This is a genomic window from Rubrivivax gelatinosus (assembly GCF_004340905.1).
GTDB classification, from domain to species: domain Bacteria; phylum Pseudomonadota; class Gammaproteobacteria; order Burkholderiales; family Burkholderiaceae_C; genus Rubrivivax; species Rubrivivax gelatinosus.
Map to the genome: position 1 here is coordinate 191891 of NZ_SLXD01000008.1, position 18202 is coordinate 210092.

The window sequence follows — 18202 nt, forward strand, 5'->3', positions numbered from 1 at the left end:
GCCCGGCGCCGCGCGCCGCCTCGTGTACCGTGCGTCGACGATGTCCGAGCCCTCCACCGCCGCCGACTGGGCGCCGACGCTGCGCGCCGGGGCCTGGTTCGCCGCGCTGCCGGCCGACCTGGCCGACCACCTGCTGGCGCACGCGCGGGTGCTGGCGCTGCCGGCCGGCACGCGGCTCTTCGCGCGTGGCGACGCGCCCGACGGGCTGTACGCGGTGGTGCGCGGCCTCGTGCGCATCGGCGCGGTGGGCGAGGGCGCCCGCGAGTCGCTGCTGGCGATGCTGGAGCCGCCGCAGTGGTTCGGCGAGATCGCGCTGTTCGACGGCGCGCCGCGCACCCACGACGCCTGGGCCGAAAGCGACTGCACGCTGCTGCGGGTGGCCCAGGACGATCTCGCGCGGCTGCTGGCCGCGCGCCCGCAGCACTGGCAGAGCTTCGGCCGGCTGCTGACGAACAAGCTGCGGCTGACCTTCGCCGCCGTCGAGGAGCTGGCGCTGCTGCCGCCGACGCCGCGGCTGGCGCGCCGGCTGGCGGCGATGGCCGGCGGTTACGGCGCCTGGGAAGGCCGCAGCAAACGCGTGCTCGAGGTCTCGCAGGAGCAGCTCGGCCAGATGCTGGCGCTGTCACGCCAGACGGTGAACCAGGCGCTCAAGGAGCTGGAAGCGGCCGGCGCCATCCGCCGCGGCCGCGCGACGATCGAGATCGTCGACCCCGAACGCCTGCTCGCGGTGCGCTGATCAGGCCGGCGCGACGACGCGCCGCCAGGCGGCGCGCGCCACCAGGCGCAGCTTGTTGCCGACACTCATGCGCGCCAGGTTGGTCTTGACGATGCCGCGCGTGAAGCGCGTCTGCTTGGAGTAGTCGACGTGCACGTCGACCACCACCGGCCGGCCGGCGGCGGCCTGCTCGTGGGCGGCCTGCAGCACGCGCTCGATGTCGGCGTCGTTCTGCATGCGCAGGTAGGCGGCGCCGGCGGCCATCGCGATGCCTTCGATGCGGATCTCGGGCAGCACGGTGCAGGCCTTGCGGTTGTAGGGCAGCTGCTGGGCCTGCGAGATCTGCGACAGCTCGCCGTCGTTGAAGACGCAGACGACGACGCCCAGGCCGTGTTCGTCGGCGGTGCTGAGCTCGATGCCGGTCATCAGGAAGGCGCCGTCGCCGACGACGGCGACCACCGGCTGCTGCGGGTGCGTCAGCTGGATCGCCACCGCCGCCGGCACGCCGTAGCCCATGCAGTTGAAGTCGGTCGGCGTGACGAGGTGGCGTGCGCGCCGGCTCTGGAAAAGTTCGGCGGTCAGGAAGGTGTGGTTGCCGTCGTCGGTGACGACGAAACCGTCGTCGGGCAGCGTGGCGCGCAAGGCGTCGAAAAAACGCTGCGGGTTGACGCGGCCGCCGCCGTCGTGCGCCAGCCATTCGGCGCGGTAGGCCTGTTTGGCGGCGGCGATGCGGCTGGCCACCGAGTCCGCGCGTGCAGCACGCGTGGCGGCGCCTTGCGAGCCCAGCGCGGCGATCTTCGCCGCCAGCGCCGGCATCACCTGGCGCGCGTCGCCTTCGATCGTGATCTCGGCCGGGTAGTTGGCGCCGAAGACCTCGGGGTTGATGTCGACGTGCACCAGCTTCCAGCTCGCGCGCAGGCCGTAGCTGCCGGTGGCGATCTCGCCGAAACGGGTGCCGACGGCCAGCAGCACGTCGCAGTCGGCAAACGCCTGCTCGGCCGCCGGCACCGCCGCCGGGCCGATGCCCATGCCGGCGTGCAGCCGGTGTGTGCCGGGGAAGGCGCTCAGGCCTTGCAGCGTCGTCGCCACCGGCGCGCCCAGCGCCTCGGCGATGCGCGCCACCGCGTCGCCGGCGTCGACCGCGCCCCAGCCGACGAAGAGCCCGGGGTGTTCGGCGGCCAGCAGCGCACGCGCGGCGCGTTCGATCGTCGCGTCGTCGGGTGCTGCCGGCGGCGCATCGGGCACGAAGGGCGGCAGCTCGTCGACTTCGCCGGGCAGCATCTGCAGGTCGACCGGGATCTCGACGAAGACCGGGCCGGGCTCGCCGCGTGTCGCCGTGCGCCAGGCTTCGTACAGCGTCGGCACGACGTCGCGGTGGCGCGTGACGCGCCAGGCGCCTTTGGTCACCGGCTTCACCCATTCGAGCTGGTCGAGCTCGTGCAGCTGGTAGCGGAAACCGTGGCCCGTGTGCGTGCCGCCGGAGATCACCAGCATCGGGATGCCGTCCAGATACGCCTCGCCGATGCCGGCCATCGCCAGCGCGGTGCCGGCGGCCGGCACGATGAGCAGCGCGCCGACGTGCTCGTTGGTGCGGCTCACCGCGTCGGCCATGAAGGCGGCGTTGCCTTCGTGCGTGACGCGGATCGGCGTGACGACGGCCGAGCCCGCGAGCGCGTCGTAGGTCTCGGTGTTGTGCACGCCGGGGATGCCGAAGGTGTGGCGCACCCCCAGCTGCTCCAGCGCGTGGCGCACCAGTTCGGCGGCGGTCTTCTTCATCGTGCTCTCCTGGGGTCAGGCGCCGAGGTGGCACACGGCGGCGTTGGCGGTCAGCAGGCAGCCGGGCAGGAAAGTGCCTTCGAGCGACTTGCGCCCGCTGGCGTTGCCGCCGCCGAAGCCCGCGGCCTCGCCGACCGCGTACAGCCCGGCGATCGGCGTGCCCTTCGTGTCCAGCACGCGGCTGGACAGATCGGTCTGCAGGCCGCCCATCGACTTGCGCGTCAGCAGCCGGCAGCGGATGGCGATCAGCGGCCCGGCCGCGGGGTCGAGGATGCGCTGGTAGCGGCAGGTGCGCACGCGGTCGCCACGCCAGCGCCGCAGGTGTTCGATGCGGCGCAGCTGGTCGTCGTCGTGCAGCGCCGGGCCGCGTGCGATCTGGGCGTCGTAGGGCGCGATCTGGGCGTGCAGCGTCGCGGCGTCGAGGCGCTCGTCGCCCGCCAGCGCATTCATGCGCTGCGCCAGTTCGCCCAGCGTCGCACCCTGCACGACGTCCGGGCAGCGCGCGAGCAGCTCGTCGACCAGCTCGGGCTGGCCGCGCAGCAACTGGCGCGCGAAGCCGAGCACGCGGCGCTCGCGGATCTGCGGGTTGTGTTCGGCGCCCGAGGCGGCGAGCTCCTTGTCGGCGATGCGGCGGTTCAGCAGCTGCCAGGTCCAGGGCCAGGCTTCGCGGGCGACGCGTTCGACCATCGCCGCGGTGTCGTAGCCGGTGACGAAAGGCTCGGGGCCGATGCGCCGGCCGTCCGGGCCCAGCCACAGCGCCGAGCGGGTCGGGATCAGGCTCAGCCCGTGGCCGTCGAACTGCGGGTTCGGGTGGGCGACGCCGGCGGCGTAGTGCCACATGCGGTCCAGGTGCGTGAGGCGCGCGCCGTGGCGCGCCGCGGCGTCGTGCAGCCGGCCGTCGGCGTGCGGGTGCGAGCCGTTCAGCAGCTCGGCCGGCGCCGGGCCGGCCGACCACAGCGAACGCACCCGCGCCAGGTCGCCGGTCAGGCCGCCAGCGGCGACGATGACCGCGTCGGCGGTCAGGCTGAACTCGCGGCCGGTGTTCTCGTCGACGCCGCGCACGCCGGCGACACGGCCGTCGGTGAGTTCGAAGTCATCGACGCGGTGGTACAGCCGCCAGTCCAGCCGCGCCGCGTGACGGTGGTCGCGCAAGGCGGCGAGCTGGGTCTGCACGAGCTGGCGTGCGGTGCCCCAGAGCACGTGGTAACGCGGCAGGCTGTTGCCGGGCGTCGTCCAGCCGCGTTCGACCCACTGAACCGCCGGGATGAACCGCAGGCCACGCGCGCGCAGCGCCTCGTAGACCTCGGGCACGCAGCGCTCGACATAGTGCTCGGCCCAGCGCCGCGGCCATTCGTCCTCGGGCCCGAAATCGGCGAAGGACAGCCAGTCGGCCAGCGCCACCGCCGGGCTGTCGGGGATGCCGCTGCGGCGCTGCAGCGGCGTGCCGCACAGCGCCATGCCGCCGAAGGCGTGCAGCCCCAGCCCGCCGGGCGCGGCGGCGCGGTCGAGCAGCGTGACGGCATGGCCGGCGTCGAGCAGGCCGAGCGTGGTGGCCAGCCCGGCGGGGCCGGCGCCGACGACGAGGCAGCGGGAGGAGGACATCGGCCCGCAGTCTGCTGCGCGGCGGCGGCGGCGTCTGTCCAAAGGACGACACGGCGGCGGCGGGGTGGGCAGGGGTTTCCCGGGCGTGCGGATGTCTGCGCTGCCGGCGGCTGCGTCGGCGCGCAAGGCCCGTCCGGCGTCTCCTGCCTGCGGGGGAGGCCGCAGGGGCGATGGCCGCCGGCGCGCCGCGGCGCCTCAATCGGGCCACGATGAGCTGCCTGATCTTCCTGGCGAAACTCTTCGCCTTCATCCTGGCCGTCGTGCTGATGCTGGCCCTGCTGATCAATGTCGTCAGCGCGATCGTCACGGTGGCCGCCTGGCTCAATGAGCGCCTCAGGAGGCCGGCGCGGCGCACACGCCGCCAGCTGATGGAAGCCAACGGCTACTACCGCGGTCTGCGTTACGTCGACCTTCCCGAGCGCTTGCGGCGCGCGGCGTCGATATCGGGTGGGTCGTCGGGCCGCACGCGCTACACCTGGGGCGTGCCCGATGATCCGATGTACCTGGAGTGCGACGCCCAGGGCGTCATCGTCGACCACATGCCGCCGCGTGCGCCGCCGGACCTGCTGCGCCATTTCTTCGAGACCCAGCCGCTGGACGGCTGGACGCTGGAGCGCATCGAGCACGCGATCGGCCGGCCCACCGACAGCATCGACTGCGATCGTGGCCGGTGGATCTACTGGTGGCGGCTGCCGGACAAGGCGCGCATCGAGCTGTTGTGGATCGACGGCAGTTGGCGGGCCGAGCTGTTCGACGGCGTGCACCGCCATCGGCTGGCGCCCCCGGCAGGAATCGAACCTGCATCTGAGACTTAGGAGGTCCCCGTTCTATCCATTGAACTACGGCGGCGCGGCGGGGGCGATTCTGCCATCGTCGGCCGCCGGGTTCAGTGCCGGGGCCGCGGGCGACGAAGCGGCCGAGGCTGCCGACGGCACCAGCCCGGTGGCCTCGCCGAGGCGGCGCGTGGCCCCGATCAGCGGCCGCGTGCCGGGCAGCTGCTCGTCGTCCAGGCGCCAGATCCAGATCAGGTCCAGCGCGTTGTCCGCGCCGCTCTGGGCGCGCAGCGTGAAGCGCTGGGCGATGCGGTAGACCAGCTGCCAGGTGCCGGTCGTCGCGTTGACGCCGCGCTCGTAGCCGACGTACCAGCGCCGCGACAGCTGCTTGCCCAGCGAGATCACGGTGTCGCGCACCTCGCCGCCGGTGGTGGCGCTGGTGGTCTCGCTCTGGTGCACGCTCAACTCGTCGATGCCGAGGTTGCGCATCAGCGCATCGGTGGGCGCCTCGCCCTCGCCGGCCATCAGCGCCACGGCGGCACGCTGCAGCAGCGCGGCGTCGGCGCGGCCCAGGCCGTCGGAAGCCCGGCCCAGCACCAGCCATGACAGCCGGTCGGTGTCGGTCATCTCGGTCTCGGAGTACAGCCGCGCGCGCGGGCTCTGCGCGCTGCCGGTGATCAGCACTCCGACCTGCACGTCGATGTTCGGCCGCAGCGCCAGGATGTCCAGCCGCGGGTTGTCCATCGCCCCGGTGAACGCGAGGATGCCGCGGTCGATGTCCAGCTTCTGGCCGTAGGCGGCGTAGGTGCCGTTCTCGGTGCTGACGTTGCCGTGCACGGCGGGCCGCCCGCCCGGCGTCGTCAGCCGCAGCTGGCCGCGCAGTTCGGTGTCCAGCCCGCGGCCGCGCACGCGCAGCTTGCGGCCCAGGTCGACGTCCAGCGTGACCTCGACGTCGCGCCGTGCGCGCGGCAGGGCATCGTCCTCCTCGGCCGCCGCGGGCTCGCCGGGGCGGCGCACGGTGACGTCGGCGTCCAGCGACGGTGCGTCGGCGCGCGTGGCGTCGAACAGGCCTTCGTCGATCTGCAGCCGGCCGTCCAGCGCGAGCTTCTGCGCATCCAGCGCCAGCGAGGCGCTGCCGCTGGCAACGAGCTGGCGGTCGATGCGCCCGAGCACGCGGAAACGCTCGGCGCGGGCCTTCAGCAGCGCCTTCGGCGTGGCGCCGAACGCGGCGCCGCCCGTCAGCTCGAGCTGGCCGTCGCCGCCCTTGAAGCGCAAGGCCTCGATGCGCGCCTCGGTGCCTTCGAGGCGGATGTCCACCGTGCCCGGGCCGACGTTGACGCCCTGCAGCAGGTTGCGCACGCCGAGCTCGCGGCCTTCGATGGCGCCGGTGTACTCGGGCGCGCCGAAGCGGCCGCCGATCGTGGCCTTGGTGTGCAGCTGCCCCGACAGGCGCCAACCCGGCGGCACCCAGGCGGCCCAGACGCCGAGGTTGGCGACCTCCAGTTCCAGCACGCCGTCCAGCGGCGCCTCGGGCCCGGGCCAGCGGCTGGCGGCGGTGCTGCGCACGCCCAGCGCGGCGGCCATGCGGCCGATGTTGCTGCCGGCCAGCGCCTGGGTGAAGTACCACTGGCCGTCGTGCGCCGACAGGCCCAGCCGCGCGGCGCTCAGTCCCAGCGCCTGGGTGCCGTTCTCGTCGGTGATGCTGAGGTCGCCGTCATGGCGCTCGACGACGAGCTCGGCGTCGAAACGTTCGCCGGCGCGGAGGTCCACGTGCGCGCCGGCGCGCAGGTCGCCCCCCCAGCCCATCGTCGGCTGCACGCGTTCGAGCAGCGGCGCCACGGCCACCGGGTCGACGTCCATGCGCAGCGTGAATCGGGGTGCGGCGAGCCCGCTCCACTCGGCCTGCACGGCGTCCCAGCGCAGGTCCACGGCGCGTGCGAAGCGGATGTGCCCCGGCGCGGCCTGCAGCCGTTCGAGCGTGCCGCCGCGGCCGAACTGCAGCTCGGCGCCCAGTTCGCGTGCGTCGACCCAGTCGCTGCGCCAGTCGGTGCCCGGCGGGGCGATGCTGCCGCCATCCCAGGCCCCGATGCCCAGGCGGTCGACACGCCCGGCCCAGCGGCCGCCGCCGCCTTCTGCCGCGGTCCAGGCGCCGGTGGCCTGCAGCTGGGCACGCGTGCCCGACAGGCTTCGCAGGCCGAACCAGCGTTCCAGCACCGGCGGCGGCGCCAGCGGCAGCGCGCCGGCGACGAGCAGGTGGTGCTCCTGCCAGGTGCCGTGCAGCTCGGCACGCAGCTGGCGTGCGCTCTGGCGGCCCCAGCGCAGCCCGGAGACGTCGGCCTGCAGCTCCAGCGGCTGCTGGGCCAGGCCGCCGGTGGCCAGGCGCCAGTCGGCGCTGGCGCTGCCGACGTCGACCTCGGGCGAGGCGAACTGGCGCAGCTCCAGATGGCCCTGGGTCTGCACGTCGGGCCAGCGGCCGGTGGCCCTGAGCTCGGCCTTGGCGCTGCCGGCCTTGGGCGCCCAGCCGTCGCCGCCGGGCAGCAGGCGCGCCAGCGGCGCCAGCGGCGCCAGCGTTGCAGCGTCGAGCTGCAGCGTCCATTGGTCGTCACTGCCCGGGCCGGCGGGGCGGCCCGCGCCGCTGGCGAGCAGGCGGTTGCCGGCGGCGCTGGCTTCGACACGCACGCGGCTGTTGCCGGCACGGCCGCCCGTCTGCTCGAGCGTGAGGTCCAGCGCCACCGGGACCCCGGCGATCGTGGTGTCGGCGATCTTCAGCGCGCCACGGCCGGCCGTGCCCTGCAGCAGCGCCGGCAGCGCCAGCGTCTGCGGCTGCGGCGGCAGCGCCAGGTCGAGCTGCCAGCCGCCGCTGATGCGGTGCGGCCCCTGGCGCCAGGCCGAGCCGGGCTCGCCCGGCCACCAGGGCACCGGGTCGAAGCCGGCGAGCGTGCCCTGGGTGAGGACTTGCCAGCCGACCTCGGCGCGGCGTGCATCCAGCGTCATCCGGGCGACGGCGGCACCCGCGCTGGCGTCCAGTTCCTTCAGCTCGACACGATCGGCGTCGGCGCGTCCGTCCAGGCGCAGGCGCACCGGCTGGGCCGCGCCGTCGACGCGCCCGTCCAGCGTCGCGCGCAGCGCGGCCGACCACGGTGTGCGCGGGCCGCCCCAGGCGTCGGGGGAGGGCAGGCCGCCGAGGTCCAGCGTCAGCGGCCCCGACAGCGTCATCGCCGGGGCCCGCTGGTCCAGGCGCTGCGGCGCCAGGCCCTGCAGCGTGGTCTGCAGCGACAGCGCGGGGCCGTCCCAGCGGCCGTGGGCGCTCCAGCGCCCCGCCTCGCGGCCGTCGGCGGCGAACTGCAGCGCCAGGCGGCGGATGTCGACCTGGCGCCGGGCCTTGCTCGAGCCCTGCAGGTCGGCCTCGAAACGGGCCAGCGGCAGGCGGCCGGTGTCCCAGCGGCCGGGCAGGGCGTTGTCCAGCGCGACGTCGGCCAGCATCGGGCGCTCGCCGGCCGGCGGCGCTTCGAGCCGGGCGTGGCCGCTGAGCCGGGTCTCGGGCGCGCCGGCGACGAGCGCTCCGAGGTCCAGGGCGGTGGTCTTCGCGTCGAGCTTCGCCAGCACCCAGGGGGCGAACGGCAGCAGCGTCGTCGACACGTCGGCCGAAGGCGCCGCCCGGTCCGGCCGCGGCGTGCCGCGCAGCGTGCCGGCGAGCACGATGCGGTCCAGCGTGCCGCTGGCGCGGATCGTGGCGTCGAAGGGCGTGGCCGGGTCGATCGGCCGGGCCTCGGCCTGGCCGCCGAGCGTGAAGGGGAGGTCGAAACCGAGCTGCGCGTGGCCGGCCAGGCGCACCTTGCCCCAGTCGAGCTCGGCGTCCTCGACGCGGTACAGCAGGTTCTGTTCGCCGACCCAGGCGCGCGCGCGCAGCCGGTGCAGCTGGAAGCCGTCGACGTTCAGGGTCTCGAGCTCGGCGCGCTCGGCGCGGATCTGCAGCGGGATGCCGATGCCCGAAGGCAGGTGCGCGCCGTGGCCGCTGGGCGGCCCGGTGTCGACGATGACCTCGCGCGCCACGGCCTTCGTCGCGTCGATGCCGAACCAGGCGCGGGCATGCGGCCGCCACGACCAGCGCAGCCCCTCGCCGCGGAAGCCGGTCACCGTGACCGACTGCCGCCCCTGGTCCCAGCGCACGACGACGCGGTCGGCCTCGAACACGTCGTCGAACAGCGCCCCGCGCGTGCCTTCCGCCGTGACGAACGGCAGCCGTGTGCCCAGCCACCGCGTCCCCGCGTCGCTGTGCAGCAGCCCCCAGACACCGCCCAGCGACCCGGCCGCCAGCACCACCGGCGCCGCGACCAGCCAAGGCCACCAGCGGCGCCGGCGCACGGGCACCGGCGCGTCCTGCAGCGTGTCCGGACCCTGCTCAGTCATCCCGTGAACCCGGCGCAAAGGTGGCGGTCAGCGAGCCCATGCAAACGAACAAGCGCCGCGCGATCAAGCTTCCCGCCGCGGATCGGCTTTGCCGGTCCGCTGGCGGACGGCCTTGCAGGCCGCGCCGGGCCAGTGGCCCGGCCCCTCGCCAGGCATGGCCCGTCCACCGGACGGTCCATGTCCGGGCGAGGCCCCCTCGGGGGGTAGCGAGCGATAGCGAGCTTGGGGGCATCAGTAAGCTATCCCAACGCTGAAATGCAGGCGCACCGAATGCGTCTCCTCGCCCCAGGCCAGGTCCACCTTCAGCGGCCCGACCGGGCTGCGCCAGCGCACGCCGACGCCGGTGCCGATGGCCGGGGTCAGGTTCGTGAAGCCGTTGGCGGCGCGCCCGGCGTCGACGAAGACGGCGCCCCAGACCGAGGGCATGGCCGCCGAGATCGGCCGCGCGAGTTCCAGGCTGGCCGTCATCAGCGAGGTGCCGCCCGACTCGGCACCGTCGACGGTCGGCGTCAGACTGCGGTAGGCGTAGCCGCGCACGGAGTCGTCGCCGCCGGCACGGAACAGCTGCGAGTCGGGCACCGCGACGGCGTCGCGTTTGACGACCTGGCCCAGTTCGACACGTGCACTGCCGTACCAGGCCTGGCCGATCGGCAGGTAGCCGGTGAAGCGCCCATACAGGCGCGAGAACGGCCCGGTCTCGCCGGCGCTGCCGTGGGCGTGGCCCACGCCGGTCTGCAGCGACACCGAGAAGCCCTCGGTCGGCAGCACGACGCTGTCGAGCTCGCGCCAGACGCCGTGGTGGTTGATCGAGTAGGCGATGGTGTTGGTGTGCAGGCGCTCGCCGGTGGTCGTGGTGCGCGCCGAGCGTTCGGCCTCGACGAAGACCAGCCGCTCCAGGCGCTGCGTGTCCTTGGTGCGGCCCAGGCGCACGCGCTGCGCGAGCACGATGTCCTCGTCGCCTTCCTCGCGGTCGACGGCGCCGCCGATCAGTTCGCGATACAGGTTCTCGCCCGGGTGGGTGCTGATCTCGCCGGTCCAGGTCTGTTTCTTCTGCGCCAGCGAGAAGGTGTTGCTGGCCGACAGCGCGTAGCCGAAGACACGCCGGTAGGCGTGTTCCAGCGACGCGCGCGGCCCGGTGTTGGCGCTGACGCCGATGCCGAAGGTGTAGACCTGCAGCGGCGCCTCCTTCAGGTGCACCAGCACGCGGGCATGGTCGGCGCGCGAGACGTCCGGGTCCAGCGTGACGGCGGCGCTGTCGAACAGGCCCGCCTTCTGCAGCCGCTCCTGGTAGTCCAGCAGCACCGCTTCGGTCAGTGGCGCGCCGGGCGCCAGCGCCGCCAGGTGTTCGACGGTCTCGCGCTCGTGCACGACCAGGCCGTCGACGACCAGCTCGCCGAAGCGGAACAGCGGCCCGCTGTCGGCCACGAGGAACAGGCTGACGCTGTGTTCGGCGGTCTCGACCTCGGCGGCGGTGGCCTTCCAGCTCGCGCCGGCATAACCCGCGGCGCGCAGCCGCGCCAGCGCCGCGGCCTTGGCCGCCGTCCAGTCGGGGTTGCGGAAGGCCTGGCCGGCGGGCAGCGCCCAGGCCTGGCGCAGGTCGGCGAGCGCTTCGAGCGCATGTTCGTCGCCGGCCTCTGCGGCGGCGGCCAGCGGCCCTTCGACTTCGATCGAGACGCGATCGACGCGGGTTCTCGGGCCGGGCTGCAGCTCCAGCCGCACGTGGCGTTCGCCGACGTTGCCGACCGAGCGTGCCACGATCACCGTCGGGTCGAAGTAGCCCTCGGTCTCCAGCAGCTCGCGCACCTGGGCCGGCGCGCCGTCGATCAGCCGCGCCCACTCGCTGTCGTCCAGCGTGCTGCCCGGCGCCAGCGTGGCGACACGCGCGATGTCCAGGTGCTGATCGAGCAGCGCCTTCAGCGCCGGTGGTGCATCGACCTCGACGCTGGCCTGCGGCACCGCGGCGGCGGCCGAAGCCGCGACCTCGGGCACCGGGGCCGCGTCGGGCGTGCCGGGCGTGCCGTTGGCCAGCGCGGCCCCCGCGGCCAGCGCCGCGGCGAGGCCCGTCAACCAGCGCCTCATTTGCTCAGCAGCCGCATCGCGCCTTCGAGTCCGGAGAGAGTCAGCGGGAACATGCGCTGGTTCATCAGCTGCTGCACGATCGAGATGCTCTGGCGGTAGGCCCAGACGCCCTGCGGCTCCGGGTTGATCCACGCGAAGCGCGGGAAGGCCTCGGTCAGCCGGCGCAGCCATTCGGCGCCGGGCTCCTCGTTGTTGTATTCGACGCTGCCGCCGGGCTGCAGGATCTCGTACGGGCTCATCGTCGCGTCGCCGACGAAGACGAGCTTCCAGTCCTTGTTGTAGGTGCGGATCAGGTCCCACGTGGGCGTCTTCTCGGAGTAGCGGCGCCGGTTGTTCTTCCAGACGAAGTCGTAGACGCAGTTGTGGAAGTAATAGAACTCGAGGTGCTTGAACTCGCTGTTGGCGGCGCTGAAGAGTTCCTCCACACGATGAACGTGTTCGTCCATCGTTCCGCCGACATCCATCAGCAGCAGCACCTTCACGCGGTTGTGGCGCTCCGGGACCATGCGGATGTCCAGCAGCCCGGCGTTGGCGGCGGTGCCGTGGATCGTCGCGTCCAGGTCCAGCTCCTCGGCCGCGCCTTCGCGCGCGAAGCGCCGCAGCCGGCGAAGCGCGACCTTGATCGTGCGCGTGCCGAGCTCGCGGCTGTCGTCGTAGTCCTGGAAGGCGCGCTGGTCCCAGACCTTCACCGCGCTGCGGTTTCGCCCCTTGTCCTGGCCGATGCGCACGCCCTGCGGGTTGTGCCCCCAGGCGCCGAACGGGCTGGTGCCGCCGGTGCCGATCCACTGGCTGCCACCTTCGTGGCGCTCCTTCTGCTCCTCCAGACGCTTCTTCAGCGTCTGCATCAGCTCGTCCCAGCCCATCGTCTCGATGGCCGCCTTCTGCTCGGGCGTCAGCTCCAGCTCCAGCGTCTTGCGCAGCCAGTCCAGCGGCACTTCGCGCGTGAAGTCGGTCAGCAGCTCGACGCCCTTGAAGTAGGCGCCGAAGGCACGGTCGAACTTGTCGTAGTGCGTCTCGTCCTTCACCAGCGTGGCGCGGGCGAGGAAGTAGAAGTCGTCGACCGAGGCGTCGACGACGCCGGCCTCGAGCGCTTCCAGCAGGGTGAGGAACTCCTTCACCGAGACCGGCAGCTTGGCGGCGCGCAGCGTGTAGAAGAAGTCGATCAGCATCGGCTGGAGGCGGCGCCTGGGCGGCGACGGATGCCTGGATTGTCGCGCCGGCGCGCGCCGCCGGCGTGACGAAACACCGGGCGCCTTTCAGCGCTTGCGGGTCTTGGCCGGGCCCGGGTCGTGGCGTTCGAGCCAGCCGAAGAACTCGCCGTACCACTGCTTCGAGTTGCGCGGCTTGAGCACCCAGTGGTTCTCGTCGGGGTACCAGAGCAGCCGGGCGTCGACGCCGCGCGCCTTGAGCGTGTTGTAGTAGGCCAGGCCCTGGGCGTCGGGCACGCGGTAGTCGAGCGCGCCATGCACCACCAGCGTCGGCGTGGCCATCGCGCCGGCGGCGGCGTGCGGGCTCTGCGCGTGCACGCGCGCCATGTCGTCCCAGTACCAGGCGCCCAGTTCCTTGGCGTGCCAGGTGTAGGCGTCGTCGGCGAACATGCCGGTCCAGTCGAAGCAGCCGGCGTGGCAGACGTAGGCGGCATAGCGCCCGGCCGGCACGTGGCCGTTCATCCAGGCGACCATGAAGCCGCCGTAGCTGCCGCCGGAGGCGAAGACGCGGCGCTTGTCGGCCCAGGGCTTCTTCAGCAGCCAGTCGGTGGCGGCCTCGACGTCGATGGTCTCCAGCTGGCCCCAGCGGTGGGTGATGCTGTCGAGGAAGGCGGTGCCGAAACTCGACGAGCCGTGGTAGTTGACGCAGGCGACGACATAGCCCTGGGCGGCGAAGACCTGGGTGTTCCAGCGGTAGTGCCAGGCGTCGCCGAAGGCGGTGTGCGGGCCGCCGTGGATCAGGTGCAGGATCGGGTACTTCTTCTTCGCGTCGAAGCCCGGCGGGTAGACCAGCCACATCTGCACGTCGTCGGGCTCGCCGCCTTCGACGCTGGCCGCGCCCTTGATCCAGACCTCCTCGACACGCCCGGACTGCAGGCGTTCCAGCAGCGCGTCGTTGATCGTCTCGATGCGCCGCGGCGCCTCGCCCGGCAGGCAGGCCTGCAGCCGCGCCGGATGGGTGGCGCCGTCGGCCAGCGTCAGCAGCGTGCCGGCGGCCTTGTCGAAGGCCTGCACGGTGCCGCCTTCGACGACGATCTCGGCGCGGCGGTCGGGCAGGTCGAAACGCCACAGATGCTGGCGGCCACGCTGCTCGGCGCGCAGCAGCAGCGCCTGGCCGTCGTCCTCCCAGGCCAGCGGCGCCTGCACGTCGTGGTCCCAGGCCTCGGACAGCAGCTCCCAGCGCGCCTCGTCGCGGTACCAGACGGCGACCTGGCCGGGCATCGTGTGCTTGCGGCCCTGGTGGCTGGCGATGAAGGCGATGCGCTCGCCCTCGGGGCTGTAGCGCGGGGCCGAGAGGTCCCAGTCGGCGTCCTGCACGAGCACGCTGAAGCGGCCGGTCTTCAGTTCGAGCTCGGCCAGCGCGAGGCGGTTGTCGATGCGTTTCTCGGGCGCCGGGTCGAAGGTGAAGACGACGCGTTTGCCGTCCGGCGAGACGTCGAAGCAGTCGGCGTCGGGGTCGTGGCGGCGCAGCGCGTAGGGCGAGCCCTCGAACAGGTCGCGAACCTTGGCGGCAGCGCCGTCCCGGCCCAGCTCCAGCAGGTGCAGGTGCGGCTCGCGGTCCTGCGGCAGCTGGTGGTCCCAGTAGCGGTACTGGGCCTCGCGGGTGGCGTAGCCGGTCTCCTTGCGTTCCTTGAAGGCCTTGGCGCGTTTGGCCTGCTCCTTCGTGCCCTTGGCGTCGGGCCAGACCCAGGAGACGAAGAGCAGCCGGCGGCCGTCGGGGCACCAGCGGAAGGCCTCGACGCCGGTGGCCACCGTCGCCGCGCGGCGCGCCTCGCCGCCGTCGGGCGCGATGACGTAGAGCTGCGCCGTCTCGTCCTTCTCGCCCTGCTGCTCGCGCTTGGCGACGAAGGCGACGAGCTCGCCCTTGGGGCTCCATTGCGGCTGGCCGTCCTTGTCGCCGCAGGCGGTCAGCGCCCGCGCGGCGCCGCCCAGCGTCGAGAACAGCCACAGCGAGCTGGCGGACTTGTTGTCCTCCATCGAGTAGCGCGTGACCGCGGCGACGGCCTGCGCGCCGTCGGGCGAGAGGCTGGGCGCGCCGATGCGCTCGAGCTTCCAGAGATCGTCGACAGTGATCGGCTTGGTCTTCATCGGGGTTTGGCGAGCAGCCATTCGAGGTGGGTGCGGATCGTCGGCCATTCGGCCGCCGTGATGCTGTAGACCGCGGTGTCGCGCAGCGAACCGTCGGCGCTCCGCTGGTGGGCGCGCAGGATGCCGTCGAGCTGGGCGCCCAGGCGCTCGATCGCGCGCCGGCTCTGCGTGTTCAGGCGGTGGGTGCGGAACTCGACGGCGATGCAGTCCAGGCGCTCGAAGGCGTGCGTGAGCAGCATCTTCTTGCACTCGGTGTTGAGCCCGGTGCGCTGCGCCGAGCGCGCGGTCCAGGTGCTGCCGATCTCGACGCGGCGGTTCAAGGCGTCGATGTTCATGTAGCTCGTCATGCCGACGGCGCGGCCGGTGGCGTCGAAGACGGCGAAGGGCAGCATTCTGCCGGCGGCCTGCAGCCCCAGGCGGCGCCCGATCTCGGCGCCCATGCGCTCGGGCGCGGGCACGGCGGTGTACCAGAGCTTCCAGAGCTCGCCGTCGCGGGCGGCGTCGGCCAGGGCCGGGGCGTGTTCGGGCTGCAGCGGGACGAGCGCGGCGAGCCGGCCGCGCAGCGTGACGGGTTCGGGCCAGCTCATCCGGGCGTCGGGCTCAGCGGTTGTGGCGCTGCATGAACACCAGCTTCTCGAACAGCGACACGTCCTGTTCGTTCTTCAGCAGCGCGCCGACGAGCGGCGGCACCGCGACCTGCTCGTCGCGGCTGTGCAGCGCCTCGGGCGGGATGTCCTCGGCGACGAGCAGCTTCAGCCAGTCCAGCAGCTCGCTGGTCGAGGGCTTCTTCTTCAGCCCGGGCAGGTTGCGCACGTCGTAGAAGGTCTTCATCGCCGCGGCCAGCAGCTCGCGCTTGAGGTCCGGGAAGTGCACCTCGACGATGCGTTTCATCGTCTCGGCGTCCGGGAACCTGATGTAGTGGAAGAAGCAGCGGCGCAGGAAGGCGTCGGGCAGCTCCTTCTCGTTGTTCGAGGTGATGAAGACCAGCGGCCGGTGCTTTGCACGCACCATCTCGCGCGTCTCGTAGACGTGGAACTCCATGCGGTCGAGTTCGCGCAGCAGGTCGTTCGGGAACTCGATGTCGGCCTTGTCGATCTCGTCGATCAGCAGCGCCACCGGCGTCTGCGACGTGAAGGCCTGCCAGAGCACGCCCTTGACGATGTAGTTGCGGATGTCGCGCACACGCGCCGACTCCTCCTCGCCGGCGAGCTGGCTGTCGCGCAGCCGGCTGACGGCGTCGTACTCGTACAGGCCCTGCTGCGCCTTGGTCGTGCTCTTCACGTGCCACTGCAGCAGCGGCAGGCCCAGCGCGCGGGCCACTTCCTCGGCCAGCATCGTCTTGCCGGTGCCGGGTTCGCCCTTGACCAGCAGCGGCCGCTGCAGCGTCACGGCGGCGTTGACGGCGAGCATCAGGTCCTGCGTCGCGACGTACTGGTCCGAACCCTTGAATTTCATCGTGTCCGCGAGGGAATTGGAGGGGGGCGGGCCAGTATACGCGGCGCCTATACTGCGCCATCGCATCAAGAGGCTTGATCATGATCAAGGCTGCGATCGTGCTGCTGGTGCTCGCCGGCATGGCGTCTGCGGTGCGGGCGCAGGACGCGTCGGCCGGCCGGTCCAAGGCCGCGATGTGCATGGGCTGCCACAACATCCCGGGCTATCAGGCCAGCTTCCCGCTGGTGCACAAGGTGCCCAAGATCGGTGGCCAGAATGCCGACTACCTCGTCGCCGCGCTCGTGGCCTACCGCAAGGGCGAGCGCAAGCACCCGACGATGCGGGCGGCGGCGGCTTCGCTGTCGGACCGGGACATCGCCGACCTCGCGGCCTTCTATGCCGGCTCGGCACCGGCCGCGCCGGCAGCGGCCACCGCTGCGGCGGCGCCGGCGGCGGTGGCGCCGCTGCTCGAGCGCGGCGCCTGCGCCTCCTGCCACGGCGCCGACTTCAACCGCCCGATCGCACCCGCCTATCCGAAGATCGCCGGCCAGCATGGTGACTACCTGCTCGCGGCGCTGCGCGCCTACGGCAGCACGAACCATCGTCAGATCGGGCGCAGCAATCCGATCATGAGCGCGCAGGTCCAGCCCTTCTCCGCCGCCGAACTGCGCGCCATCGCCGGCTACGTGGCGTCGCTGCCTGGCGACGTGCGGACCGTGCCCGAATCGCGCTTCCGTTGATTTGCGCGGCGCTCCCGGCCCTGATCCGGGTGATGCAGGGTGAGTTCTGACGCATCATGCGGGCGTCCGATGCCGGCCCTCCGCGGCGGCCGTCCGCACGTCCGCTCCCCGCGTCCATGCTGAAGAAGATTCCGGTCACCGAGCTCCGCCTGGGAATGCACCTCCACGCCTTCGAGGGCTCGTGGATGGACCACCCCTTCTGGCGCACCCGCTTCGTCATCGAAGACCCGAAGATGCTGGCCCAGGTGCAGGGCAGCGGCGTGCGCGAGTGCTGGATCGACATCTCGCTGGGCCTGGACGTCGAGGCGCACGATGCCGGCGTGCGCCCGCGGGTGGCCCCGACCCCGGCCGCGCCCCCCGCGCCGGCCCTGGCGCCCGCCGCGGCGCCGCCGCGGCCCGCCTCCACCACGATGGCCGAGGAACTGCAGGCGGCTGCCACGGTCTGCAAACGCGGTCGCGAGGCCGTGGTCTCGATGTTCAGCGACGCCCGCCTGGGCCGCGCGATCGACGGCGAGGCCTGCATGCCGCTGGTCGAGCAGGTCACCGAATCGGTGTTCCGCAACCCGGGCGCGCTGGTCAGCCTGGCACGGCTGAAGACCCACGACGACTACACCTACATGCACTCGGTGGCGGTGTGCGCGCTGATGGTGGCGCTCGGGCGCCAGCTCGGTGCCACCGACGCCGAGTGCCGCCGCCTGGGCCTGGCCGGCCTGCTGCACGACATCGGCAAGGCGCTGATGCCTTCCGAGGTGCTGAACAAACCCGGCAAGCTCACCGACCAGGAGTTCGACGTCATGCGCTCGCACCCCGAGCGCGGCCACGGCCTGCTGCAGGAGGCGCGTGGCGCCGGCGAGGACGCGCTCGAGGTCTGCCTGCACCACCACGAACGCGTGGACGGCACCGGCTACCCGCACAGGTGCTCGGGCGAGGCGCTCACCCGGCTCGCGCGCATGGGCGCGGTCTGCGACGTCTACGACGCCGTGACCTCCAACCGCCCGTACAAGTCGGGCTGGGATCCGGCCGAGTCGATCGCGCGCATGGCCTCGTGGAAGGGGCACTTCGACGACACCATCCTCGCCGCCTTCGTGCGCAGTGTCGGCATCTATCCGACCGGTTCGCTGGTGCGCATGGAGTCGGGCCGCATCGGCATCGTCGTCGAGCAGAACCCGGGCAGACCGGCCGCGCCGGTGGTGAACCTGTTCTATTCGACCCGCTCGTCGATGCCGATCCCGCCGCAGCGGCTGGACCTGAACCAGGCGGCCAACGACCGCATCGTCGGCCGCGAGCCGGCGCAGAACTGGGCCGGGCGCCCGCTCGACGAGCTGTGGCTGCCACCCGAGGTGACGCGCGCCCGCCGTTGACCCCGCGCGCCGGCGG

11 protein-coding genes and 1 tRNA gene are annotated in these 18202 nt (G+C 72.9%); 3 read left to right on the plus strand and 9 right to left on the minus strand.

Going from position 1 to position 18202, the window contains the following annotated elements; all coding sequences use genetic code 11:
* Window positions 1-40 precede the first annotated feature (40 nt).
* Window positions 41-736: a Crp/Fnr family transcriptional regulator gene (locus tag EV684_RS13990; RefSeq protein WP_132647897.1), complete on the plus strand. Its 696-nt coding sequence runs from the start codon at window positions 41-43 to the stop codon at window positions 734-736.
* On the opposite strand, the gene EV684_RS13995 is transcribed toward EV684_RS13990, so the two are convergent.
* The 9 genes from EV684_RS13995 to EV684_RS14035 form a co-directional block, all read right to left on the minus strand.
* Window positions 737-2491 (minus strand): thiamine pyrophosphate-binding protein, encoded by a 1755-nt coding sequence (locus EV684_RS13995; RefSeq protein ID WP_132647898.1) that lies wholly within the window; start codon window positions 2489-2491, stop codon window positions 737-739.
* Window positions 2492-2506: 15 nt separating this feature from the next.
* A complete protein-coding gene (locus EV684_RS14000; RefSeq protein WP_132647899.1) occupies window positions 2507-4093 on the minus strand; it encodes an FAD-binding protein in 1587 nt (528 codons plus the stop codon).
* A gap of 774 nt (window positions 4094-4867) precedes the next feature.
* Window positions 4868-4942 (minus strand) — tRNA-Arg (locus EV684_RS14005).
* A complete protein-coding gene (locus tag EV684_RS14010) occupies window positions 4933-9276 on the minus strand; it encodes a translocation/assembly module TamB domain-containing protein (RefSeq protein WP_132647900.1) in 4344 nt (1447 codons plus the stop codon). The genes EV684_RS14005 and EV684_RS14010 overlap by 10 nt, the downstream gene beginning before the upstream one ends.
* A 231-nt stretch (window positions 9277-9507) precedes the next feature.
* A complete protein-coding gene (locus EV684_RS14015; RefSeq protein ID WP_132647901.1) occupies window positions 9508-11355 on the minus strand; it encodes an autotransporter assembly complex protein TamA in 1848 nt (615 codons plus the stop codon).
* Entirely contained in the window at window positions 11352-12524 is a 1173-nt protein-coding gene (locus EV684_RS14020; protein WP_132647902.1) for a vWA domain-containing protein, read from the minus strand. The genes EV684_RS14015 and EV684_RS14020 overlap by 4 nt, the downstream gene beginning before the upstream one ends.
* 87 nt (window positions 12525-12611) lie before the next feature.
* A complete protein-coding gene (locus EV684_RS14025; protein ID WP_242478577.1) occupies window positions 12612-14651 on the minus strand; it encodes a S9 family peptidase in 2040 nt (679 codons plus the stop codon).
* A complete protein-coding gene (locus EV684_RS14030) occupies window positions 14648-15238 on the minus strand; it encodes a GNAT family N-acetyltransferase (protein ID WP_132647904.1) in 591 nt (196 codons plus the stop codon). The genes EV684_RS14025 and EV684_RS14030 overlap by 4 nt, the downstream gene beginning before the upstream one ends.
* Window positions 15239-15251: 13 nt before the next feature.
* Complete coding sequence (locus EV684_RS14035) at window positions 15252-16106, minus strand: AAA family ATPase (RefSeq protein WP_132647905.1); 855 nt, start codon at window positions 16104-16106, stop codon at window positions 15252-15254.
* 80 nt (window positions 16107-16186) lie between these two features.
* Here EV684_RS14035 and EV684_RS14040 point away from each other — a divergent pair, with 80 nt between their 5' ends.
* Together EV684_RS14040 and EV684_RS14045 are read left to right on the plus strand one after the other, a co-directional pair.
* Window positions 16187-16825, plus strand: a complete 639-nt coding sequence (locus EV684_RS14040) for a c-type cytochrome (protein WP_132647906.1) — start codon at window positions 16187-16189, stop codon at window positions 16823-16825.
* Window positions 16826-16941: 116 nt separating this feature from the next.
* On the plus strand, window positions 16942-18186 hold the full coding sequence (locus tag EV684_RS14045; RefSeq protein WP_132647907.1) for an HD-GYP domain-containing protein: 1245 nt from the start codon (window positions 16942-16944) through the stop codon (window positions 18184-18186).
* Window positions 18187-18202 lie beyond the last annotated feature (16 nt).